This is a genomic window from Streptomyces sp. NPDC012935 (genome assembly GCF_042900345.1).
Lineage (GTDB): Bacteria > Actinomycetota > Actinomycetes > Streptomycetales > Streptomycetaceae > Streptomyces.
In genome coordinates this window covers 257,809-280,297 of record NZ_JBIBBC010000007.1, presented here as the reverse complement: position 1 = coordinate 280,297, position 22,489 = coordinate 257,809, and the positions used below count along the sequence as shown (strand labels likewise).

Here is a 22,489-nt window from a genome sequence, read left to right as displayed (position 1 = left end):
CTTGCGTTCGTTCAGCCGGCGTCGTGCGCGCCGGTCATCAGCGCGGCGAGGTCCTCGGGGCGGAGGAAGGACGGCGGTACGGGCGGGCCCCAGTTGTACAGAGCGAGGCGGGCGTCCTCCCACATCCCGGGGGTCCACAGCTGGTCGTCGACGATGCAGTCCATGTCGGAGTAGTACTCGGAGAAGTTGCCGGCCGGATCCTTGAGGTACCAGAAGAAGTTCGACCCCAGCTGGTGGCGGCCCAGACCCCACACATGGCGCTCGGGGTGGCCTTCCAGCATCCGGGTGGCGCCGCGTCCGACCTCGTCCACGTCGTCCACCTGCCAGGAGGTGTGGTGGAGGAAGGAGATGGGGGCCTTCTGGACGAGCACGTTGTGGTGGTCGGTGGAGCAGCGCAGGAACGCCGCGCCCGGCACCTGGTCGCTGACCTTGAAACCGAGCCCTTCGGTGAAGAAGCGCTGGGAAGCCTCCTGGTCGGTGGAGCCCAGGACGACATGTCCGAGCCGGCGGACGCGCACCGGCCCCTCACGCAGCACGCCGGGGGCACGCTCACCGGCTCGCTCGATCCGTCCGGGAGCGTTGTACGGTGCCGCGACGGGCGCGGACTGCACGATGCGCGGCTGCACCTCGACGGTCACCGTCACCTCCGTGCCTGGGTCGACCGCGCGCAGGCGGTGGCTGTGCCGGACGAACGGCACCTCGAGCCGGTCCAGGGCGGAGGCGATCCGGCCGAGGTCGTCGGGCTCGTCGGCGCTCAGGGTGAGGTCCTCCAGGCGGCGCCGCGCCGCCTGAACGATCTTGAGCTGTTCGCCTCCGTCGGCAGTCGCGAAACGGCCGTCGCCGAGGTCGGTCAGCCCGAAATCGGCGTAGTAGGCCGAGGTGGCGGCCACATTGGGCACGCCCATCGTGATGTGCGCCACGCGATGCAAAGACATGGCAGTCTCCTCAGAAGCTTCAATGTGCGGTCATCTGCGCAGGGAAGTCATGGGCCGCGCGTCAGGCGGCCTGGGTGCCGTCCGGGTAGCTGGGGCCGGCGATCAGCGCAGTGCGCAGCTCACCGATGCCGTCGATCCAGCTGTGCAGTTCCTCACCGGGAGCCAGGAAGCGGCGCGGGTTCCGGGCGCCGCCCACACCTGCCGGTGTGCCGGTGAAGATCAGGTCGCCGGGCAGCAGCGGGCAGATCGACGAGAGCCAGGCGATCTGCTCGGACACCGAGAAGATCATTTGGGAGGTGCGGGAGTCCTGCACGGTCTCGCCGTCGATCGCGCAGCCGAGTGCGAGGTCGTCGGGGTTGTCGAACTCGTCCGGGGTGACCAGGACCGGCCCGGTCGGGCTGAAGCCGGGGAACGACTTGCCCAGCGAGAACTGGGGGGCCGGTCCCTGCAACTGGACGCCGCGCTCGGACAGGTCCTGACCGAGCGTGAGGCCGGCCACGTACTGCCACGCGTCCAGGGCGGCCACCTGGTACGCCTCACGACCGATGACCGCTACCAGCTCGACCTCCCAGTCGACCAGGGCACTCGGCAGCGCGACCGTGTCGTAGGGCCCGGTCAGGGACGTGGGGTACTTGGTGAAGACAGCGGGACGCTCCGGTACGGCGACCCCCGACTCCGACACGTGGTCGGCGTAGTTCAACGCGACCGCGAAGACCTGCCGCGGGCGCGGCACCGGGGCGCCCAGCTGCCGCTCCTCCACAGGGATCCGCTCGTGGCCGGTCGCGGCCGCGGACCCGGCCCAGGAGCGGAACTCGGCCCAGCGGTCGAAGACTGCCTGCGGGTCCGAGGTGAACAGCCCGTTGCTGGCCTTCTCCACGTCGACGGCACCGTCAGGGAAGACGAGTACCAGGCGGCTGTTGAGCGTGGCTGTGCGCATGGCACAACACCTCCATGAGAAAAGGGGGATGAGGGAAAGGAAGGGGTGTGAGAGGGGGATCAGCCAGGCGGGCGCAGGTCGCTGCTTCGGCTACGTGGCGGGGGGCCGCCGGGCCTCGGCCCTCAGGCGTCGGCCCGGCGCCAGCGCAGGCGCAACAGGGACTCATCGGGCCCGGCGGCTGTCAGCTCCAGCCCTGACGGGTTGAGCCGGACATCGCGTACCAACGCCGTCCCCGTCCAGGGTGTGTAGTGGCTGGCCTGAAGACGGTGCACGACCGGCCCGTCCGCCTCGCGCTCCCAGCGTCCGGCATACGCCACGGTCCCGCCGGCCGTCTCCTCGAAGGGGGACGCGAGCGGAGCATCATCGGGATGGACTGTCAGCAGGGCGCTCATCCACCCGTCGGCGGTGTAGAACAGCATCCCGCTGGGACGCTCCCCGAGCGGATGGACGACCGTCCCCTCACGTGTGAGCGTGAAATCCTCAAGCTCCCAGGCTCCGACCAAGCTGTCCATGTCCGCCTCGCACCGTGCTCCAGTACCGTCGGCCCGACCGCGACGGGCACCGTCACAGCACCACGGAGATGCCCGAGCGGCCGGGCCGAGTGGTCGGCCCCTGCCGCCCACACGAACCAGTCAACCCGCGACCGCGGCACCGGCTCTCGGTCTCCGGAACCAAAAATTCCGTCTGCCTTGGGCTGACAGCGCCCATGCGCCCGGCGCGATCCGCAACCCGAATCACAACGCCAGGAGCGTGGAGGTTCGTCAAGAAGGCCCCAGGCGCCCTACAACCCCGCGATCGCGTTCCACCGCTTCGCGAACTCCACCCGCTCCTGCGACGTGATGTCCCGAGCGATCGCCAGACGCCGGCGCATCGCCGTGTCCGGAAAGATCAGCGGGTCCTCGGCCAGGGCCGCCGTCTCCTCGTCCTTGGCGGAGGCGAGGACGTCCTGGGCGGCCGGGACCGGACAGACGTAGTTGACCCAGGCGGCCAGATCGGCGGCGACCTCGGGCTCGTAGTAGTAGTCGATCAGCCGCTCGGCGTTGGCCTTGTGGCGGGCCAGATTAGGGACCATCAGGGACTCCGACCACAGTTCGGCACCCTCTTCCGGGACGACGAAGCGGATGTCGGGGTCGTCCGCCTGGAGCTGGATGACGTCGCCCGAGTACGCCTGGCAGGCCAGGACGTCGCCGCTCGAGAGGTCCTTGATGTAGTCGTTGCCGGTGAAGCGGCGGATCTGGCCCTTGCGGACCTGCTGCTCGACCTGGTCGCAGACCGTGTGGAAGTCGTCCGCCGTCCAGCGGGTGATGTCGACGCCGTTGCCCTGCATGAGCAGCGCGAACGCCTCGTCCAGGCCGGAGAGCAGGGTCACCCGGCCCTTCAGGTCGCTCGCCCACAGTTCGGAGACGCTGTGTATGTCGCGGCCCAGCCGGCGGCGGTTGTACGCGATGCCGGTGATGCCGGACTGCCACGGCACGGTGTACTTCCGTCCGGGGTCGAAGGCCGGTGAACGCAGCAGCGGGTCCAGGTACTTCGTGACGTTCGGCTGGCGCGCCCGGTCCATCTCCTGCACCCAGCCCAGCCGTACGAACCGGGCGCACATCCAGTCGCTGATGACGACGAGGTCGCGGCCCGTGCGCTGATGGTTCATCAGGGCGGGGCTGATCTTGCCGAAGAACTCGTCGTTGTCGTTGATCTCCTCGACGTACTCGACGGAGATGCCCGTGCGCTTCTGGAAGGCCTCCAGCGTCGGCCGCCGGGTCTGGTCCTCGTCATCGGTGTCGATGTACAGCGGCCAGTTCGCCCAGGTGAGCCGCTTGTCGGTGCCGGAGAGATCGGCGGCGGCCCGCTCGGCGGGCGGCACGTAGGCCGCGGGCACCCCGCAGCCGGCGAGGCCGCCAAGCAGCGCACCGGCGCCGAGGGTTCGCAGCAGAGTCCGGCGGGGCAGCGGGGAGTTCGTCGCGGGGAGGGCCATTGCCGCAGCATGCCGCCGCGGCCGGCGGCCGGGCAATCGACGTCCCGTCGAGCCCTACGGCGTCCATCGGACACCTTGTCGATCAGTCGCGGAACCGCAACTCCCTGAGGGACGCGGGGAACTGCGCGAACAGCCCCCCGCGCCCCGTCAGCAGAAGAACTACGCGTCCAGAGACGTCATGACGTGCTTGATCCGCGTGTAGTCGTCGAACCCGTACGCCGACAGGTCCTTGCCGTACCCGGACTTCTTGAACCCGCCGTGCGGCATCTCCGCGACCAGCGGAATGTGCGTGTTGATCCATACGCACCCGAAGTCCAGCGCCTTGGACATCCGCATCGCGCGCCCGTGGTCCTTGGTCCACACGGACGACGCGAGGGCGTACTCGACGCCGTTGGCCCACTCGACGGCCTGCGCCTCGTCCGAGAAGGACTGCACGGTGATGACCGGGCCGAAGACCTCCTTCTGGACGATCTCGTCGTCCTGCTTCAGCCCGGACACCACGGTCGGCGCGTAGAAGTACCCCTTGTCACCGACCTGGTGACCGCCGGCCTCGACCTTGGCGTGGGCGGGCAGCCGCTCGATGAACCCGGAGACCTGCTTGAGCTGGTTCGGGTTGTTGAGCGGGCCGAACAGCACGTCCTCGTCGTCCGGCTGCCCGGTCTTCGTGTCGGCGGCGGCCTTCGCGAGCGCCTGCACGAACTCGTCGTGGATGGCCTCGTGGACGAGGACACGGGTGGCCGCCGTACAGTCCTGCCCGGCGTTGAAGAAGCCCGCGACGGAGATGTCCTCCACGGCCTTGGCGATGTCGGTGTCGGCGAAGACGACGACCGGTGCCTTGCCGCCCAGCTCCAGGTGGACCCGCTTGAGGTCCTTGGAGGCGGACTCGGCGACCGACATACCGGCCCGCACCGAACCGGTGATGGAGGCCATCGCCGGAGTCGGGTGCTCGACCATCAGCCGCCCGGTGTCACGGTCGCCGGTGATGACGTTGAAGACACCCTTGGGCAGGATGCCTCCGATGATCTCGGCGATCAGGACGGTCGACGCCGGGGTGGTGTCCGACGGCTTGAGGACGACCGTGTTGCCCGCCGCGAGGGCCGGCGCGAACTTCCATACGGCCATCATCATCGGGTAGTTCCAGGGCGCGACCTGCGCGCAGACACCGATCGGCTCACGGCGGACGATGGAGGTCAGGCCCTCCATGTACTCACCGGCCGAACGGCCCTCCAGCATCCGCGCCGCGCCCGCGAAGAAGCGGATCTGGTCGACCATCGGCGGGATCTCCTCGGACCGCGTGAGTCCGATCGGCTTGCCCGTGTTCTCCACCTCGGCCGCGATGAGCTCTTCGGCCCGCTCCTCGAACGCGTCGGCGATCTTCAGCAGGGCCTTCTGTCGCTCGGCGGGGGTCGCGTCACGCCACGCGGGGAAGGCGCGCGCGGCGGCCTCCATCGCGGCGTCGACGTCCGCCTGCCCGGACAGCGGTGCGGTTGCGTACGCCTCGCCCGTCGCGGGGTTGACCACCTCGGTGGTCCGTCCGTCGGCGGCGTCCCGGAACTCACCGTCGATGTAGTTGCGCAGACGACGCAGCTCGGTGCTCACTGCCGGCCTCCTGTCAGGTCGAACTGTCCATTCTCTGAGACACCCACCCTAATCGGCTGACCCACGTTTTCAACACCCCCGCCGGTGCCCCTTCTGCGAAATCCGCAGGTCTCGGTCGCGTAAACAACGAATTTCATCGCCTCGGCCTTGCGGAACTGTCGAGACGTCGTGCACAGTGACGTCGTGGCCAGTCGAAGCGCAGAGCACAGGGACTCCCGCGAGTCCAGGAACGGCGGTCCCCAGCTGGACGCCGTCTCCCTCGCCATCATCGAACAACTTCAAGAGGACGGCCGCCGGCCGTACGCCGCCATCGGCAAGGCCGTCGGCCTGTCGGAGGCGGCTGTGCGCCAGCGCGTCCAGAAGCTGCTCGATCAGGGCGTCATGCAGATCGTCGCCGTCACGGACCCGCTCACCGTGGGCTTCCGCAGGCAGGCGATGGTCGGCGTGCACGTCGAGGGCGACGTGGAGTCCGTGGCCGACGCACTGACCGCCATGGCCGAATGCGAGTACGTGGTGATGACCGCCGGGTCCTTCGACCTGATGGTGGAGATCGTCTGTGAGGACGACGACCACCTCCTGGACGTCATCAACCGACGCATCCGTGCCGTCCCCGGAGTGCGCTCGACGGAGAGCTTCGTCTACCTCAAGCTCAAGAAGCAGACCTACATGTGGGGAACCCGATAACCGTGAGGACCCGATAACCGTGAGCACCAACAGCCCTCAGGACCTCAGCAGGACCGCGTACGACCACTTGTGGATGCACTTCACGCGTATGTCCTCGTACGAGAAGGCTCCCGTCCCGACGATCGTCCGGGGCGAAGGTACCTACATCTACGACGACAAGGGCAGGCGCTACCTCGACGGGCTCGCCGGCCTGTTCGTGGTGCAGGCCGGGCACGGCCGCGTCGAACTGGCCGAGACCGCCTCCAAGCAGGCCCAGGAGCTGGCGTTCTTCCCGATCTGGTCCTACGCCCACCCCAAGGCCGTGGAGCTGGCGGACCGGCTGGCCGACCACGCACCGGGCGACCTCAACAAGGTCTTCTTCACCACCGGCGGCGGCGAGGCGGTGGAGACCGCCTGGAAGCTGGCCAAGCAGTACTTCAAGCTGACCGGCAAGCCCACCAAGCACAAGGTCATCTCGCGCGCGGTCGCCTACCACGGCACCCCGCAGGGCGCCCTGTCCATCACGGGCCTGCCGGCCCTCAAGGCCCCCTTCGAGCCGCTGGTCCCGGGCGCGCACAAGGTGCCGAACACCAACATCTACCGCGCCCCGATCTTCGGTGACGACCCGGAGGCCTTCGGCCGCTGGGCCGCCGACCAGATCGAACAGCAGATCCTCTTCGAGGGCCCGGAGACCGTCGCCGCGGTCTTCCTGGAGCCGGTCCAGAACGCGGGCGGCTGCTTCCCGCCCCCGCCCGGCTACTTCCAGCGGGTGCGCGAGATCTGCGACCAGTACGACGTGCTGCTGGTGTCGGACGAGGTCATCTGCGCCTTCGGCCGGCTGGGCACGATGTTCGCCTGCGACAAGTTCGGCTACGTCCCGGACATGATCACCTGCGCCAAGGGCATGACCTCGGGCTACTCCCCCATCGGCGCCTGCATCATCTCCGACCGCCTGGCCGAGCCGTTCTACAAGGGCGACAACACCTTCCTGCACGGCTACACCTTCGGCGGCCACCCGGTGTCGGCCGCGGTGGGCCTCGCCAACCTCGACCTCTTCGAGCGCGAGAAGCTCAACCAGCACGTCCTCGACAACGAGGCCGCGTTCCGCTCGACGCTGGAGAAGCTGTACGACCTTCCGATCGTCGGCGACGTCCGCGGCAACGGCTTCTTCTACGGCATCGAGCTCGTCAAGGACAAGGCGACCAAGGAGTCGTTCAACGAGGAGGAGACCGAAAGGGTTCTGTACGGATTCCTCTCCAAGGCCCTGTTCGACAACGGCCTGTACTGCCGTGCCGACGACCGCGGGGACCCGGTCGTCCAGCTCGCGCCGCCGCTGATCTCCAACCAGGAGACGTTCGACGAGATCGAGCAGATCCTGCGTGCGACGCTGACGGAGGCGTGGACCAAGCTCTAGCCTCACGAGGTTCGTGCGACGGCGGGGGTGCACCCGTAGGAGTGAGAAGGGTGCACCCCCGCCGCGTGCTGTCCGTCGTTGCGCCCCCGGATCCTTAGCGTGCCTTGTAACCGATCGGCCCTGTCTTCGTTCCCCCGCACGGGGGAACGGCCCGGGAACTACGGATCTGACGAGGTGTACGCCCATGGAGGCTCCGCCGGACAACGACGTGCTCTGGGCACGCGCGCTGCACTTCACGCACGGCGACGGCTCCCCCGCACTCGGCGGGGTCTCGCTGGGTGTGCGTGAGGGTGAGATCCTCGCCGTCACCGGTCCCCGCGGCAGCGGCAAGACGGCTCTCCTGCAGTGTCTGTCCGGCCTGGCCCCCGCCCGCAGCGGCGAGGTCTGGTTCAACAGCGTGCCGGTGCACACCATGACCCCGATGGCGCGTGAACGGCTCCGCCGCGACCGCTTCACCTGGATCGACCCCGCCCCCTCGCTCGTCCCCGAGCTGAACGTCTGGGAGAACGCCGCGCTCCCGCTGATGCTGCGCGGCACCAGCCGTCGCCGCGCCAAGACGACCGCACTGGAGTGGCTGAACCGCCTGGACGTCGGCGAGGCGGCCGGCAAGCGCCCGCACCAGCTGGTCCAGGCCGAGCGCCAGCGCGTGTGCATCGCCCGTGCCCTGGCCCCCTCCCCCACGGTCCTGTTCGCCGACGAGCCGACGGCCCCGCTGCACCGCGCCGACCGCGCGCACGTCCTGCGCACCCTGACGACAGCGGCCCGCTCACACGGCATCACCGTCGTCCTGGCCACCCACGACACGGAGAACACGGCCGTCGCCGACCGCACCCTCGCCCTGCTCGACGGACGGCGCGTGAGCACGGTGCACCTGCCCCCGGTCACCGCGACGGAAGGCCGGGCCGCGTGCTCGCTCTCCGTCTGAGCCGCGCCGCCCAGCCCGCCGTACAGCTGCGCCGCCTGCTGCTGGCAGCGGCGTCGGCGGGCACGGGCTTCCTGCTGCTGTGCGCCCTGGGCTACGCCATGTCCCACACCGACACGTCCGCGGCGGTCCTGCGCCTTGCCTGGTGCGTGCCCCCGCTGGCCGCGACGGTCCACTTCGCGGTGGCGGTGGCCCGCACGGACCCCGGCACCAAGCCCCGCCCCGGCCTCTCGGCGATCGGACTGGGCCCGGCGCGCCTGATGCTCGTCTCGGCCACCACCACGGCCCTGTCCTGCGCCCTCGGCTCGATGCTCGCCCTGCTCGTCTTCCTCCACCTCCGGGGCGACCTGACCGGCATGCCCTTCGACGGCGCCGCGTCGCAGTTCCTGGCAGCGAACGCCCCCCTCCCCCTGCCGGCCGCCCTGACCCTGCTGACCCTGACCCCGGCCATCGCCTCGACGACGGTGGCGCTGGTCCTGCGCCCGAAGGAGCCCGGACCCACCGGGGCACGGGGCGCGAGGCGGACGTACGGCGCCTTCGGGGAGTACGGCAGGACCGTGGCGCGGGAAACCTTCGGTGCGTACGGGCGGTTCGGCTCCCACCTGCGACGGGGCGGCAAGGCCGGGCCCGGTACCGGTACCGGTACGGCAGAACACAGCGCGCCCGGTACCGCGGAGGACAGCGCGCCCGGTACCGCGGAGGACAGCGAAGGCGCTGCCGCGCCCTCCGCCGGCAGTCGTGCCGCTGAGGCGGCGTCCGTCCCGGACACCGACGGCACTTCCCCGGCGCCGGACCGCGCGACCGACCCCGCAGCTGACGACGCCAGTCAAGCGCCGGCCCATATGACCCGGCTTCCGGCTCCCAGCAAACCCCCAGCCGGCCTGCCCTGGGGCATCGCGGTCCTCGCCGCAGGCATCGCCGTGGAGGCGTACGCCGGCCGCACCGCCACGCCCACCCCCCTCACCGTTCCCGCCGCCCTCCCCACCGGCCCCGCCGGAGTCCTTGTCGGCTGGCTCCTGACCGCCCTCGGGCTGGCCCTCGCCACCCCCGGCCTCACCCACCTGTGCGGCCGTGTCCTGCAGGCCGTGCGCCCGGGCGCGGTACGCCTCCTCGCGGGCCGCGTCCTGATGGCGGAAGCCACCCGCATCGGCCGCCCCCTCGGCGTCGTCTGCGCCGTGGCCTCCGCGGCGTACGCCATGGCGCCCCTGTCCTCCCCCGCGGCCACCGACGCCATCGGCCCCCTCACCGCCATCGGCGCCACCGTGGTCACCGGCTGCGCCGTGGCCACCCTCCTCACGGCCGCCGTGGAGGCCAGGCAGGCCCGCGCCGACACCACGGCCGCACTGCTCCGCCTCGGCGCCCCCACCACGTTGCTCCGCAGCGCGGCAGCCCTGCGCGCCGGTGCGCTGCTTGTCTTCTTCTGCCCGCTCACCCTGATCGTGGCCGAACTGGCCGCGGCGCCCCTGACCCGCTGACGCCATCCAGCGGGCCTCGCCGAGCCCCGCCGAAAAACTCGTACGAGAAAATCTCCGCCCGGCGATGACTTCCGCTCGGACCCCCGGTCTATCCCACCGAACAGCAGCGAAAGCAGCAGCCACCCGAGGGAGAGACCACGATGACCGCCCCCGCCTACCAGCAGATGATCTTCCTGAACCTGCCCGTGACCGACCTCGACGCCTCGAAGAAGTTCTTCACGGAGCTCGGCTTCGCGATCAACGAGCAGTTCAGCGACGACACGACCGCGTCGGTCGTGATCAGCGAGACCATCGTCGCGATGGTGCACACCCACGAGAAGTACGCGCAGTTCACGAAGAAGCCGATCGCGGACGCGACGAAGACCAGCGAGGTGCTGATCGCGCTGAGCTCCGAGAGCCGCGAGAAGGTCGACGAGCTGGTCGAGAAGGCGGTCGCCGCGGGCGGCTCCGTCACCGGCGAGACCCAGGACCACGGCTTCATGTACGGCCGCGCCTTCGACGACCTCGACGGCCACACCTGGGAGGTCGTGTGGATGGACCCGTCGGCCATCGAGGGCTGATCCCCGCCGTCCCCTGCGTGGTGCCTAGCATGGGCGGGTGCAGACGATGCCCGCCCATGCGGCCCACCACAACGACCGTGAGATCGAGACGCTGGAGGAGTTCGACGCGACCGTCTCGGCGCGCGGCTCCCTCGCCGGATTCCGCATCCAGGCCGTCGACCTGACGGACCGTACGCGCGAATTGCTCAGCACCGACACGGCGGGCGCCGTCTTCCTCGGCTGCCCGATGCGCGAGGACGCGGCCGCGAAGATCCGCACGGACGGCGCCCTGGTCTTTCCGCCGGTCCCCGACCTGCCGTTCGACCCGTACCGGGGCCTGGTCTACACACCCGACGATCTCTTCGCGTCGCTGGCGGACGGCTACGAGAACACGCCCGACGCCCACGCGTACGCCTGGTTCCAGCGGACGAAGGCCGACCGCGACATCCACGCCTCCATGCTCCGCGCGATCCACGACGACTCCATATCGGACGCGCTCGACGAACTCCTGTCCGGCGCCCGGGTGGTGGGCGTCATGGGCGGCCACGCGATGCGCCGCGGCACGCCGGAGTACGAGGGTGCCGCGCGGCTCGGCCGGGAACTGACCCGCGCCGGCTTCACGGTCGCCACCGGCGGCGGCCCGGGCGCGATGGAAGCGGCGAACCTCGGCGCGTACGCCGCCCCGCACGACGACGAGATGCTCGGCGAGGCCCTCCGACTCCTGGCAAAGGCGCCCCTGTTCACGCCGTCGATCACCGAGTGGGCGACGGCCGCCTTCGAGGTGCGCACCCGCTGGCCGCAGGGCGGCCGCTCCGTCGGCATCCCGACCTGGTTCTACGGCCACGAGCCGCCGAACCCCTTCGCCTCCCACATCGCGAAGTACTTCGCCAACGCCACCCGCGAGGACGGCCTCCTGGCCCGCTCGAACGCGGGCGTCGTCTTCCTGCCGGGCGCCGCCGGCACCGTGCAGGAGATCTTCGACAACGCGACGCCGAACTACTACGAGTCGCGCGGCGAGCCCACTCCGATGGTGCTGGTGAACAGGGCCCACTGGACTCAGAAGCTGCCGACCTGGCCGCTGTTGCAGGCCCTCGCCCGGGATCGGTCGATGGAGTCCCGTATCGCCCTGGTCGACCGGATCGAGCAGGCTCCGCAGGCGCTGAAACGCCTCAGCGATTAATAAGAGGGCAAAGCCAACGCGCGTGGGCGGCATATGCGTTGACACTGCTTATGCCACGCTTATAAACCTGTGAGACTCCTGGGGACGGTGATGTGTCCCATCGCCGCCTCGTTCAACCCCCCTCAGTAGTGCAACTCGTAAGGACAAACGTGTCCATAAACCGCCGTACTGTTGCGCGCTCCGTGCGCGCTCTTGGTGTTGCGTCCGCCTCCGCCGCCCTCGCGCTCGGCCTCGCGGGCAACGCCCTCGCCTGCGACATCAGTGAATTCTCCGCCGAAGCCAAGTGCGACGGCGACAAGGGCGTCATCACGGTCACCGACGTGGACCCCAGCGGCATCCCCGCGACCGTCAGCGTCTACCTGCAGAACAACGGCGCCGACCTGAAGAAGGTCGGCGAGCAGGTGGTCAAGGGCTCCCGCGAGGGTGTCACCATCACCTTCGCCGAGAACTGGAAGCCGGACGCCGAGTACCGCGTCCACGTCAAGGCGGCGGGCTACGTCGACGAGGACATCAAGCCGAACCTGACGACCCCGTCGACCGCCTGCAAAAAGGAAGAGGAGGAGCCGCCGGCTCCGTCGGACACCCCGACCCCGTCGGACTCCGCCTCGACCCCGGCCGAGGAGACCCCGGCCCCGACGCCCTCGCAGAGCACGAACACCGCTCCCGCGGACACGGCGAGCAGCGCCCCGTCCCCGGCGACCGATGACTCCAACCTCGCCGAGACCGGTGCGAACTCCAACACCGGCCTGATCGCCGGCATCGCGGTCGGCCTGGTCGCCATCGGTGGCGGCGCGGTCTTCTTCGGACTGCGGCGCCGCGGGGCGAGCAGCGACCGCTGACGCGCCCGTAGAGCAACGCCGCTGTGGCCCGCCCCCGCCCCCCGGGGGGCGGGCCATACGCCTGTTCCCCCGGGGCCACGCCCCACGCCTGTCAGCCGAACGTCGCCCGCTCCAGCCAGAACTCCAGCAGCTCCCGCTCGCCGAGGACCTCCAACTCCGGGCTGTCCAGCGGCAGCCGGCGGTAGAAGGCGAGCAGTACGGCGGTGAGCGGGCCGCGGAGCGCGACGGTCGCCTTCTCGTGGCCGCGCCGCCAGGCGACGACGTCCTGGTCGAGCTCGACGAACCATTCGGCGTTCAGCTCGGCGGCGCTGTCCGTGGCGTGCAGATGGATGCTGCTCCCGGGACGGCGCAGCTCCCGCGCCGGGTCGTCCGGCAGCGTCCGCTGCGCCCACTCGACGATCTCCAGCCACTCGTCGATCGCGTCTGCGGCGATGTCGGGGGCGACCTCGTAGGGCAGCCCGGCGGCGAGGGTCGCGTCCGCGCGGTGGATCGTGACCTCGTGGGTCATACGGCGGGCCCAGAACCCGGCGTTGAACACCCCGGCCCAGCTCCACACCTTGGCGTCGGGGCCGGCCTCCCGCAGCGTGCCGACGATCATCTCGCCGGTCTCCGCGAGCCAGGCGTCGAGCGCGGCGGCGTCCCCGTCGCTCTCCGGGCCGGCGATCCCCGGCACCCGATCCTCCGGGATCTCCGCCTCGGCCCGTGTCCGCACGGTCAGCTCCACCCACCGCAGGGCTCCGCCCGTGTGCCGGACGAGCTGTTCCAGCGACCAGTCCGGGCAGGTCGGCACGGTGGCCGACAGGTCGGCGCCCGAAGTCACGACGGCCCTCAACAGGCCGATTTGGTGGGCGATTTCGTCGCAGTGGCGATCGTGCGGGAGTGACGTCATGCCCCGCACCCTAGGTGCGGGGTGATCAGCTCAGCAGCACAATTTCCGCCGCGTCGAACTCCACGCCGACGGCGTCCCCGACCTCGGGCGCCTCCCGCAGCGCACACGCCGCCTCCAGGCGCGGCGCGTCCTGCGGCTGGAGGTGCACGGCGACATGCGTGCCCTTGAACGTGCGCGCCGTGACCGTGCAGCGCAGCCCCGAGTCCGGGGACACGAGCCGCACCCCGGCCGGCCGTACGAGCAGCGTCCCGGTGCCCTGTGCGGCGTCCTCGCCCACGGGCAGCTTGCCCCAGGGGGTGTCCGCGGCCTCCCCCGCGACCGTGCCCTCGACCACGTTCTCGAACCCGAGGAAGCGCGCCACGAACTCGTCCACCGGACGCTGCCACACCTCGAGCGGCGTGCCGGTCTGCGCGATCCGCCCGTCCCGCATCACCACGACCCGGTCGGCGAGCGCGAAGGCCTCGCCCTGGTCGTGCGTCACGGCCAGCACGGTGGTGCCCAACCGACCGAACAGCTCCCGGAGTTCGACCACGAGCCGTTCCCGCAGCGAGCGGTCGAGCTGGCCCAGCGGCTCGTCCAGCATCAGCAACCGCGGGCGGGGCGCGAGCGCACGGGCCAGCGCCACCCGCTGCTGCTCACCGCCGGACAGGGAGGCGACGGCACGGCGGGCGGCGCCCGGAAGTCCGACCAGGTCGAGCAACTCCCTTACCCCCTCGGCCTGTTCGGCCTTCGAGGCGCCGTGCATCCGCGCCCCGAAGGCCACGTTGCCGCCGACGTCCCGCTGCGGGAACAGCTGATGGTCCTGGAACATCAGCCCGACCTCCCGCTTGTGCGCGGGCACCCCCGCCTGGTCCCGCCCGTCGAGCAGCACCCGGCCCTCGTCCATCGGCTGGAGCCCGGCCACCACCCGCAGCAACGTCGACTTACCGCTGCCGCTCGGCCCCAGCACGCAGACGATCTCGTGCTCGGCGACGTCGAGGCCGACCGCGTCCAGCACGGCACGTCCGCCGAACCGTACCGTCGCGTCCGCAAGGCTCAGCAGCATCTAGAACTCCCCGGTCCGGTCGGTGCGCAGCCGCTCCAGCACCAGCAGCGCCACCGCGCACACGATCATCAGAATCGTCGAAAGGGCCATCGCCTGCCCGTAGTTGAGATCACCGGCCCGCCCGAGCAGCTTCGCCACGGCCACCGGCAGCGTCGGGTTGTCGGGCCGCGCGATGAACACGGTCGCCCCGAACTCCCCCAGCGACACCGCGAACGCGAACCCGGCCGCGATCAGCAGCGCCCTTCGCACCATCGGCAGGTCCACCTCACGCCAGACCCGCCACGGTGACGCCCCCAGCACCGAAGCCGCCTCGCGCAGCCGCTGGTCCACGGCGCGCAGCACGGGCAGCATGGTCCGCACGACGAAGGGCACGCCGACCAGCGCCTGCGCGAGCGGGACGAGGATCCACGTACTTCTGAGGTCCAGCGGCGGCTCGTCCAAGGCGATCAGGAACCCGAAGCCGACCGTCACCGCGGACACCCCGAGCGGCAGCATCAGCAGTGCGTCGAAGCCCCGAACGAACCGGCCCGCGTCCCGTCGGGTCAGCGCGGCCGCGGCCAGACCACCGATCAGCACGGCGATGGCGGTGGCCACGACGGCGTACTGCAGGGAATTGCCGATCGCCTCGATGGGCGGGACGAGGAAGACGCCGCCGTCGGCACTGGTCAGCGCCCGGTAGTAGCCGAAGTCGGGCGCGTCCAGCGAGCGCTGCACCAGCACGGCGAGCGGCAGCACCAGGAGTACGGCGACGACGACCAGGACACCGGCCAGCAGCGACCACTGCCCCGCCCCGCGCGGCCGCCGCGCGGTCACCGACGCGTCCACCAGGCGCAGGGCGCTCTCCCGCCGCCGTACCGTCCAGGCGTGCACGGCGAGGATCGCGCCGACGGCGAGGAACTGGACGATCGTCAGGACGGCCGCCGTGGACAGGTCGAAGATCTCGGATGTCTGGCGGTAGATCTCGACTTCGAGCGTCGAGAACGTCGGACCGCCGAGGATCTGCACCACGCCGAAGGAGGTGAAGGTGAACAGGAAGACCATCAGCGCGGCGGCGGCCACGGCGGGCCCGAGCGCAGGGAGGGTGACGGTCCGCCAGGCAGTGAGACGTGACGCCCCCAGCATCCGTGCGGCCTCCTCCTGCCGCGGGTCGAGCTGCGCCCACAGCCCGCCGACCGTCCGTACGACGACGGCGTAGTTGAAGAAGACATGCGCGAGCAGGATGGCCCACACGGTGGTGTCGAGCCGCACGCCCCACAGCTCGTCCAGGAGTCCGCCGCGGCCGACGAGCGCGAGGAACGCCGTACCGACGACGACCGTCGGCAGCACGAACGGGACGGTCACCACGGCCCGCAGGATCTGCTTGCCGGGGAAGTCGAAGCGGGCGAAGACGTAGGCGCCCGGCAGCGCGATCAGCAGGGTCAGGGCGGTGGAGGCGAGCGCCTGCCACGTGGTGAACCACAGGACGTGCCGGACGTCGGACTGCCCGAGCACGTCCAGGAGGCGCCCGAACTGCCAGACCCCGTCGACCTTCAGGCCGCGCGCGACGATCGCGGCGACGGGAAGGGCGAAGAAGACCGCGAAGAACGCGACGGGCACGGCGATGAGGCCGAACCGCACCGCCGCGCTCCGCGCGCGTCCCCTTCGGAAGGCGCCCTTGCGGGGGGCTACTTCAGTACGAGCGAGGTCCACGACTTGACCCAGTCGTCACGGTTGTCGGCGACCTTCGCCGGGTCCAGGGTCTCTGGATTCTCGGCCTGCGGGCCGTACTTCGAGAACTCCTGCGGCACCTGGGCGCCCTCGACCACGGGGTAGACGAACATGTTGAGCGGCATGTCCTCCTGGAACGTCCTGGTGAGCAGGAAGTCGAGGAGCGCCTTGCCGCCCTCGGTGTTCTGGGCGTTGCTGAGCAGACCCGCGTACTCGACCTGCCGGAAGCAGGTGCCGCTCGCGACACCCGTCGGCGCGGTCGCCGGCTTCGGATCGGCGTAGATCACCTCGGCGGGCGGGGACGAGGCGTACGACACGACGAGCGGACGGTCGGCCTTGGCCTTCTTACCGCCGGCCGAGCCGGAGAACTCCTCGTTGTAGGCCTGCTCCCAGCCGTCGACGACCTTGACGCCGTTGGCCTTCAGCTTCTTCCAGTAGTCCTGCCAGCCGTCGTCGCCGTACTTGGCGGCGGTGCCGAGCAAGAAGCCGAGGCCGGGCGAGGAGGCGGAGGCGTTCTCGGTGACGAGGAGGTCCTTGTACTCGGGCTTGATCAGATCGTCGAACGAGCTGGGCGGGGTCAGCTTGTGCTTGCTGAAGTACGCCTTGTCGTAGTTGACGCAGATGTCGCCGGTGTCGACCGGGGTGACCCGGTGCTTGTCCTGGTCGGCCAGGTACTCGGCCTTGATCTTGTCCGCGCCCTTCGGCTCGTACGACTGGAACAGCCCGTTGTCGAGCGCCCGCGAGAGCAGGGTGTTGTCGACGCCGAAGAAGACGTCGCCCTGCGGGTTGTCCTTGGTGAGGACGGCCTTGTTGACGGCCTGCCCCGCGTCGCCGTCCTCCAGGACCCTGACCTTGTAGCCGGACTGCTTCTCGAAGGCGGCGAGGACGCTCTTCGAGACGGCCCACGAGTCGTGGCTGACGAGCGTGACGGTCTTGGACCCGCCGCTGCCGTTGCCGCTTCCGGCGTCGGACGACCCGCACGCGGACAGCGCGGGCAGGGCGACGAGGCCCAGCCCGACGGCCAGGGCCATGGTCTTCACCGTGGACTTCTTGGTGATGCTCACTAATTCCTCCTGGGGGTGACCAGGAAGAGACGCGGCCCTGCCCGGAACCCTTGGGAAGGCTCCGGGCAGGGCGCAACAGCTCGAGTGGTGACCGATCTCCCTACCCAGAATGACCTGGGCCAGGTTCGGAGGGTCTGCGGCCGATGCCGCACTCTCAGCGCTGTGGCGCTCCCCTGTCGGAATATGAAGATGTATTTACGCCATATGAAAATGTACCTACGGCGGTCAGACTACCGTTCGGTCGCGGCGAGCTGCCCGCACGCCCCGTCGATCTCCTGACCACGAGTGTCCCGAACCGTCACCGGCACACCATGCGCGGCGATGGCCTCGACGAACGCCTTCTCGTCCTCGGGGCGGGACGCGGTCCACTTGGAGCCCGGAGTCGGGTTCAGCGGGATCAGGTTCACATGCACCGGCTTGCCCTTGAGCAGCCGCCCGAGCCGGTCACCCCGCCAGGCCTGGTCGTTGATGTCGCGGATGAGCGCGTACTCGATGGACAGCCGGCGGCCCGACTTGGCGGAGTACCCGAATCCGGCGTCGAGCACCTCGCGCACCTTCCACCGCGTGTTCACGGGGACGAGGGTGTCGCGCAGCTCGTCGTCGGGCGCGTGCAGCGAGATCGCGAGCCGGCACTTGAAGCCCTCGTCGGCGAACCGGTGGATGGCCGGGACGAGACCGACGGTCGAGACGGTGATCCCGCGCTGGGACAGCCCGAGCCCGTCCGGCTCCGGATCGGTCAGCCGCCGGATGGAGCCCACGACCCGGTTGTAGTTGGCGAGCGGCTCACCCATGCCCATGAAGACGATGTTGGACAGCCGAGCGGGCCCACCGGGCACGTCACCGTCCCTCAGCGCCCGCATCCCGTCCACGATCTGATGCACGATCTCGGCGGTCGACAGATTCCGGTCCAGCCCCGCCTGCCCCGTGGCACAGAACGGGCAGTTCATCCCGCACCCCGCCTGGGAGCTGATGCACATGGTCACCCGGTCCGGGTACCGCATCAGCACCGACTCGACGAGCGTCCCGTCGAACAGCCGCCACAGCGTCTTGCGCGTGGTGCCCTGGTCGGTCGACAGATGCCGCACGACCGTCATCAGTTCCGGGAACAGCTCCTCCCGCAGCTTGGCCCGCGCCCCGGCCGGGATGTCGGTCCACTGCTCCGGCTCGTGCGCATACCGCGCGAAGTAGTGCTGCGAGAGCTGCTTGGCACGAAACGGCTTCTCGCCGATCGCAGCGACGACGTCCTTGCGCTCAGCAGGCGTGAGGTCGGCAAGGTGCCGCGGCGGCTTCTTGGCTCCGCGGGGGGCGACGAAAGTGAGTTCTCCGGGTGCAGGCATAACTCTCCCAGTGTCGCAGATCCACTTGGGTGACCTGGGGCTGCCGCTGGCTACGACTGTCGTTAGCAGCCGTCACCGGTCACTGCTGAGCGCCCTCGGACGGCCCACAGACGGCCCAGGTTCGATCACCCGTCGGCTCCCTGCCACTCGTCGAACCGAACCCTGACCTGGTGGTTGCGGTCGCCCTGCCAGTAGACCTCACTGCTGACCAAGGCCCCGAGAGCCGGAAGCTCCATCCCCAGGGGCATCGACGTGATCTCCGCCAGCGCTACGGCGTTCGGCACACCGTCTATACGTATGAAGACCCCGAAAGACTCGCGACCGATGACCTCTCCGGTGATCTTGCTCCCAGACAGGGCCGCGACAGTCGCCACGCAGCCCGCCCACACCGCCTCCGCAGCCGGCACTTCAGGGCCCGCGGACCCACGCGTACACGTCCATCGCTAGATCATGACGCAGCAAGCGCTCAAAAGACGCGGGCACGCCCTGGCAGCCCGGTCCAATCGTTAGACCAGCACCACGCCAGGCTGTTGAGTGCCGCTGCCGTCCACTGTTGTTGCCGTCATTGGCGTCGGCGGGGCTGACGTGTGACCACCGCTCAAGGAGTTCGGTCACGCCCACTCCGGCTACCCCCTCGACTGATGCAATGGCCGGAAGGGTCGCTGGTGCATGCCTGTCCGGCGTTTGTTGGCCGCGGGGCCCAACGGCTTTGGACTGGAACCTGAACGGAGTAGTTTCTCGTGCACATTGCCGACTGAGGCTGCAGTTTTACCCTTATGGGCATTCAACCATGGGTGACTGTGGAACCACCTGATTGCCGCGGCCTTCGCAAGATCATCGTCGACGGCGAGACGGTCGGCAAAGCCTGGTCATTTCGTGAAATGCAAAAGATCCTCCGCCGCCTCGGTTACTCAGAAACGATAGATTTGGAAGATCCGTCATCAATATACTGGCGCGGAGGCGACAGCAAGACATGGCCCGACCACCCGCAGAGAAGGCGCGTAATTATTACATTCATGGTCGCGGGAATGCTCGGATCTTTCATTTTGCACCTGTTTATCGGCTGGCCAGATGCCTTCGACGGACTGACTTTCGCACAACGAATTGTCGGCGCCATATTCATCCTGGCGGGCATGCTGCAGGGTGCGGCGACACTTGCAATCTTTGACTATTGGGGTAGGCGTCAGTCGAAGCTATCTGGAGTAAATGTCCTGATCGGAGCATTGATCGCACTAGGGACCAGTAGCCTCCTCCTGTTCATGTGGTTCGAGGAGAGAGAATATATCACCTTCGTATTGGTGTTTATTTCGCTTTGGGTTTGGTCACTTTGGGCCCTTTGTTTGCTTATCCGAGAAAAGCCTTGGGAGGGAGTTCAGCACCCAAACAGGATTGCCGTCGGGGTGATTGCCACTGCACTCCTTACGGCCGTAAGCCTGGCCTATTCGACCATGTATCAACCCACCGCAGCGCCAGTCCACCTCCTACTTAAGGCTGAATTTGGGAAGCCGCAAGAAAGCCCCGATTCCAAGTATGTCCATATTCCTCTAAGGCTATACGTAAAAAACAGTGGCGGTATTGCCGTCTACGTCATCAACGATGACTACACCGTAGCCGGGTCGTCGGTCTCATACGCCGATAGCGGCGAAGGGTTGAAGCGATGGAAAACCGAAACAGAGAAGATTCCTGGTTATGTCGCAGAAGCCGAGCGGTACATCCGAAACAACGAGGAGACGGTAGTAAGCTCAGGGCACTTCTATGGACCCGGCGGTTGGTTTGAAGTCGGAGAAGAATACGCACACGAGACTGTAGTAAGGCTGCCCAAGGATTCCAAGTTCGATACACTGGAAGCCCGCCTCACTATCGTCACAATAAGAAAGGATCGAGGGAAAATTGATGAAGAATTCTCTTCCCCTCGATTGTCATGGAAGGAATACGAGGGTTCTTACTACTGCCCTCCAAGCGAATGCAGAGAGTACGGAGAGTACGTTGCCTACCGCGGCCGCGTGCGACACAATAACAACATGATCAATGTGACGCGCAGGCCAAGATATGTGACAGCCTTTTGGAATCCAGAATTTGGCAATAATGACTTCATTTCATCATTCAACCCCAAGAAGAAGACTCAAGTTGCATACGATAAAGACTTTGCCAAGAAGGGAGCGCAAGAGGAAATGGAAAGGGAGTCGGCCCGATATGGCGCTGGGGTAGTTTTCACCTATTCCGAGATGCCCATTAAGGCATTACTGAGTCGTTCCGGGGTCTGAGGTTGAAATTACTGGTACTGCCCCAGAGCTACTGTAAGTGACCTTCAGAGGACCTTGCTGCCGTTCTGGGAGGCATTGTCTTAACGAGGGGTCAGTGGAGTCTCAATGGGCGCGTCAGGCGCCGTTACGCGGCCCCGAGAGCACCAATTTGGAAGATCGCGTATGCAGATGCCGCCCGACTTGGCACAACGCTGGCTTGCGCGTTCTTGGGAGGCAATCCCGTGCTCCCCGTCCTTCCCCATTGCTTACCCCTTGATCGGGCACGCAAGGGGCACGTATGGCTCTCTGCCGTGTTCGCAGCTCCCACGACCCGCCAGATGCGTGCGTGCTCACGAGGCTCGTGAGGCGCGGCCTTGGGGCGCCGCTCTGGCGCCACTGTGGACAATCTGACACAGGCGGCGTTTGTAAGGCCGACATGAGGGCTGGACGAGGGGGCTAACGGACCGTGCGCATCTCCTTACGAGACTTAGTGAACTTCTCGCCATGAGGAACACGGCACGTACGGTCGTACGTCTACGCGAAGCACGTGAAGACCTTGATCGGACGCTTCGGATGGAGAGGTCGGCGCGTTCGGAGCTTGCTCGGCTGTACGCAACACGCGAACGGATGCGGAACGGCTATGGAGCGCCGCCGCCATCGGCACATCGGCAGGACTGATTCACTGTCCGCCGCTCCAGTTAGCGGTCTTGCTGGTCACCGACAAGGTCGGCTGAGTCTCAATGACCGAGTCAAGGCAACGGGCGCCGGCCCACAGTGAGGACGGACGGCGCCCATACGAGGCCCAGTTTTTGAGATCTGAGCTCATCCTTATCAGGTCGATCACAAGGGCTCGATCGTCCCCGTCGTCGCCTTGTGCCTGGCTAATGATTGGTCGTGAAGGTCCGGCGTTATCCGTCGCGGTTCGCGCTTGTTGGTGTCAGCTGATGGTGTCAGGAGCTGAGGCGGTCTTGACAAGCGGGCAGCCTACTTCGCCCCCGTTGGAGCCTACGCTGTTGCTGGGGAGATCTCGGCCGACCTGCCCCGGGACAGAGCGAACGGGCCAGCGGCGAGCCGGTGCTCGGTGCTGTGCGGGCTTTGCCTAGGACTGGACCGGGTGACCGAGGCGTACCTAGGAGCAGCGGCGAGTGCAGCGAGCAGCACTGGTATGTGCAAGATTTACCTGCCCTGCTTAGGGAGCAGTCACCCTGCGGCGCGATCCACAGTGTCGGTCGAAGACATCGGCGTCACGTCAGCCGATGCCACCTTCACCACCACTCACCCAGCTCCCATCCCGTCCGCCGTCGACCCACACATCGTGGAGCGGGCGTGGTTCATGGCGTCCAGGTGGAGCGCGCCACTGTACGAACGACCTGCACGCCATGGGCCGCGTCTGCTCGGCTTCGCCTGGGTCGACGGCGGACGGGATGGGAGCTCCCCGCGCACGCCACTACGGACCCGCAGTCGGGAAGCTGTACTTCATTGCTGTACCGCGGCGACGAACCGATTTACATCGTGCTGTTTGACTCGAACGCCAGCTCTCGCCGCCTTGGACTCGAAGGGGTATGGATCACCTGGTGAGCGGCTCTGAAGAACTTGGTGCGCGCTGCATCGGCGCGGTCTTGCAGCTCGTGCAGTTCCTCGAAGGTGGATCAAGGCCAGGCGGCGGTATTGGCGGCAGCGATCGGAATCCCCGGGGTGCTGCTGAGTGGTGTGCTCTCGTATCGAGCGG

Annotated in this window: 19 protein-coding genes and 1 riboswitch; of the genes, 8 read left to right on the top strand and 11 right to left on the bottom strand. The window is 68.2% G+C overall.

Annotated features, from left to right (window positions below; genetic code table 11):
* Positions 1 to 11 precede the first annotated feature (11 nt).
* From ACFY5C_RS19750 to ACFY5C_RS19730, 5 genes are all read right to left on the bottom strand, one after another.
* Positions 12 to 935, bottom strand: coding sequence for a VOC family protein (locus ACFY5C_RS19750; protein ID WP_389445859.1), 924 nt, complete (start codon positions 933 to 935; stop codon positions 12 to 14).
* Between the two features lie 61 nt (positions 936 to 996).
* A complete protein-coding gene (locus ACFY5C_RS19745) occupies positions 997 to 1,872 on the bottom strand; it encodes a fumarylacetoacetate hydrolase family protein (RefSeq protein WP_389445856.1) in 876 nt (291 codons plus the stop codon).
* A 122-nt stretch (positions 1,873 to 1,994) separates the two neighbouring features.
* Positions 1,995 to 2,384 carry a lipocalin-like domain-containing protein gene (locus ACFY5C_RS19740; RefSeq protein ID WP_389445853.1) on the bottom strand — a complete coding sequence of 130 codons (390 nt, stop codon included), beginning with the start codon at positions 2,382 to 2,384 and terminating at the stop codon, positions 1,995 to 1,997.
* 269 nt (positions 2,385 to 2,653) lie between these two features.
* Complete coding sequence (locus ACFY5C_RS19735) at positions 2,654 to 3,844, bottom strand: spermidine/putrescine ABC transporter substrate-binding protein (RefSeq protein ID WP_389445850.1); 1,191 nt, start codon at positions 3,842 to 3,844, stop codon at positions 2,654 to 2,656.
* 159 nt (positions 3,845 to 4,003) lie between these two features.
* Positions 4,004 to 5,443 carry a gamma-aminobutyraldehyde dehydrogenase gene (locus tag ACFY5C_RS19730; RefSeq protein WP_362384112.1) on the bottom strand — a complete coding sequence of 480 codons (1,440 nt, stop codon included), beginning with the start codon at positions 5,441 to 5,443 and terminating at the stop codon, positions 4,004 to 4,006.
* A gap of 168 nt (positions 5,444 to 5,611) precedes the next feature.
* On the opposite strand from ACFY5C_RS19730, the gene ACFY5C_RS19725 reads away from it, so the two are divergent.
* The 7 genes from ACFY5C_RS19725 (at position 5,612) to ACFY5C_RS19695 (ending at position 12,475) form a co-directional block, all read left to right on the top strand.
* Positions 5,612 to 6,127, top strand: a complete 516-nt coding sequence (locus ACFY5C_RS19725) for an Lrp/AsnC family transcriptional regulator (RefSeq protein ID WP_328422862.1) — start codon at positions 5,612 to 5,614, stop codon at positions 6,125 to 6,127.
* Positions 6,128 to 6,146: 19 nt separating this feature from the next.
* A complete protein-coding gene (locus ACFY5C_RS19720; protein WP_389445847.1) occupies positions 6,147 to 7,520 on the top strand; it encodes an aspartate aminotransferase family protein in 1,374 nt (457 codons plus the stop codon).
* A gap of 184 nt (positions 7,521 to 7,704) precedes the next feature.
* Positions 7,705 to 8,445, top strand: coding sequence for an ABC transporter ATP-binding protein (locus tag ACFY5C_RS19715; RefSeq protein WP_389445844.1), 741 nt, complete (start codon positions 7,705 to 7,707; stop codon positions 8,443 to 8,445).
* Positions 8,427 to 9,917 carry a hypothetical protein gene (locus ACFY5C_RS19710; RefSeq protein WP_389445842.1) on the top strand — a complete coding sequence of 497 codons (1,491 nt, stop codon included), beginning with the start codon at positions 8,427 to 8,429 and terminating at the stop codon, positions 9,915 to 9,917. Before ACFY5C_RS19715 ends, ACFY5C_RS19710 begins: the two co-directional genes overlap by 19 nt.
* Positions 9,918 to 10,057: 140 nt before the next feature.
* On the top strand, positions 10,058 to 10,477 hold the full coding sequence (locus ACFY5C_RS19705) for a VOC family protein (protein WP_389445839.1): 420 nt from the start codon (positions 10,058 to 10,060) through the stop codon (positions 10,475 to 10,477).
* A 37-nt stretch (positions 10,478 to 10,514) separates the two neighbouring features.
* Positions 10,515 to 11,636, top strand: coding sequence for an LOG family protein (locus ACFY5C_RS19700; RefSeq protein WP_389445836.1), 1,122 nt, complete (start codon positions 10,515 to 10,517; stop codon positions 11,634 to 11,636).
* Positions 11,637 to 11,818: 182 nt separating this feature from the next.
* Positions 11,819 to 12,475: an LAETG motif-containing sortase-dependent surface protein gene (locus tag ACFY5C_RS19695; protein ID WP_389445834.1), complete on the top strand. Its 657-nt coding sequence runs from the start codon at positions 11,819 to 11,821 to the stop codon at positions 12,473 to 12,475.
* 91 nt (positions 12,476 to 12,566) lie between these two features.
* Here ACFY5C_RS19695 and ACFY5C_RS19690 read toward each other — a convergent pair whose 3' ends face one another.
* From ACFY5C_RS19690 to ACFY5C_RS19665, 6 genes are all read right to left on the bottom strand, one after another.
* Complete coding sequence (locus ACFY5C_RS19690) at positions 12,567 to 13,364, bottom strand: maleylpyruvate isomerase family mycothiol-dependent enzyme (protein ID WP_389445832.1); 798 nt, start codon at positions 13,362 to 13,364, stop codon at positions 12,567 to 12,569.
* Positions 13,365 to 13,389: 25 nt separating this feature from the next.
* Positions 13,390 to 14,409 (bottom strand): ABC transporter ATP-binding protein, encoded by a 1,020-nt coding sequence (locus ACFY5C_RS19685; RefSeq protein WP_389445829.1) that lies wholly within the window; start codon positions 14,407 to 14,409, stop codon positions 13,390 to 13,392.
* Positions 14,410 to 16,098 carry an ABC transporter permease gene (locus ACFY5C_RS19680; RefSeq protein ID WP_389445827.1) on the bottom strand — a complete coding sequence of 563 codons (1,689 nt, stop codon included), beginning with the start codon at positions 16,096 to 16,098 and terminating at the stop codon, positions 14,410 to 14,412. It lies immediately after the preceding gene.
* Positions 16,074 to 17,147, bottom strand: coding sequence for a thiamine ABC transporter substrate binding subunit (locus ACFY5C_RS19675; RefSeq protein WP_389446114.1), 1,074 nt, complete (start codon positions 17,145 to 17,147; stop codon positions 16,074 to 16,076). The genes ACFY5C_RS19680 and ACFY5C_RS19675 overlap by 25 nt, the downstream gene beginning before the upstream one ends.
* A 112-nt stretch (positions 17,148 to 17,259) precedes the next feature.
* A riboswitch (TPP riboswitch) is annotated at positions 17,260 to 17,365 on the bottom strand.
* 45 nt (positions 17,366 to 17,410) lie between these two features.
* A complete protein-coding gene (gene rlmN / locus ACFY5C_RS19670; protein ID WP_389445824.1) occupies positions 17,411 to 18,517 on the bottom strand; it encodes a 23S rRNA (adenine(2503)-C(2))-methyltransferase RlmN in 1,107 nt (368 codons plus the stop codon).
* 125 nt (positions 18,518 to 18,642) lie between these two features.
* A complete protein-coding gene (locus tag ACFY5C_RS19665) occupies positions 18,643 to 18,891 on the bottom strand; it encodes a hypothetical protein (protein ID WP_389445822.1) in 249 nt (82 codons plus the stop codon).
* 402 nt (positions 18,892 to 19,293) lie between these two features.
* Between ACFY5C_RS19665 and ACFY5C_RS19660 the strand changes: the two genes are divergently transcribed.
* Positions 19,294 to 20,781: a hypothetical protein gene (locus tag ACFY5C_RS19660; RefSeq protein ID WP_389445820.1), complete on the top strand. Its 1,488-nt coding sequence runs from the start codon at positions 19,294 to 19,296 to the stop codon at positions 20,779 to 20,781.
* The last annotated feature ends 1,708 nt before the right edge of the window (positions 20,782 to 22,489 follow it).

Bases quoted from the DNA above. Each gene is read 5' to 3' on its own strand.
- ACFY5C_RS19750 (WP_389445859.1), bottom strand. From the start codon at position 935: ATGTCTTTGCATCGCGTGGCGCACATCACGATGGGCGTGCCCAATGTG.
- ACFY5C_RS19715 (WP_389445844.1), top strand. From the start codon at position 7,705: ATGGAGGCTCCGCCGGACAACGACGTGCTCTGGGCACGCGCGCTGCAC.
- ACFY5C_RS19735 (WP_389445850.1), bottom strand. From the start codon at position 3,844: ATGGCCCTCCCCGCGACGAACTCCCCGCTGCCCCGCCGGACTCTGCTG.
- ACFY5C_RS19745 (WP_389445856.1), bottom strand. From the start codon at position 1,872: ATGCGCACAGCCACGCTCAACAGCCGCCTGGTACTCGTCTTCCCTGAC.
- ACFY5C_RS19660 (WP_389445820.1), top strand. From the start codon at position 19,294: ATGGGCATTCAACCATGGGTGACTGTGGAACCACCTGATTGCCGCGGC.
- ACFY5C_RS19705 (WP_389445839.1), top strand. From the start codon at position 10,058: ATGACCGCCCCCGCCTACCAGCAGATGATCTTCCTGAACCTGCCCGTG.
- ACFY5C_RS19675 (WP_389446114.1), bottom strand. From the start codon at position 17,147: ATGGCCCTGGCCGTCGGGCTGGGCCTCGTCGCCCTGCCCGCGCTGTCC.
- ACFY5C_RS19685 (WP_389445829.1), bottom strand. From the start codon at position 14,409: ATGCTGCTGAGCCTTGCGGACGCGACGGTACGGTTCGGCGGACGTGCC.
- ACFY5C_RS19740 (WP_389445853.1), bottom strand. From the start codon at position 2,384: ATGGACAGCTTGGTCGGAGCCTGGGAGCTTGAGGATTTCACGCTCACA.
- ACFY5C_RS19690 (WP_389445832.1), bottom strand. From the start codon at position 13,364: ATGACGTCACTCCCGCACGATCGCCACTGCGACGAAATCGCCCACCAA.
- rlmN (WP_389445824.1), bottom strand. From the start codon at position 18,517: ATGCCTGCACCCGGAGAACTCACTTTCGTCGCCCCCCGCGGAGCCAAG.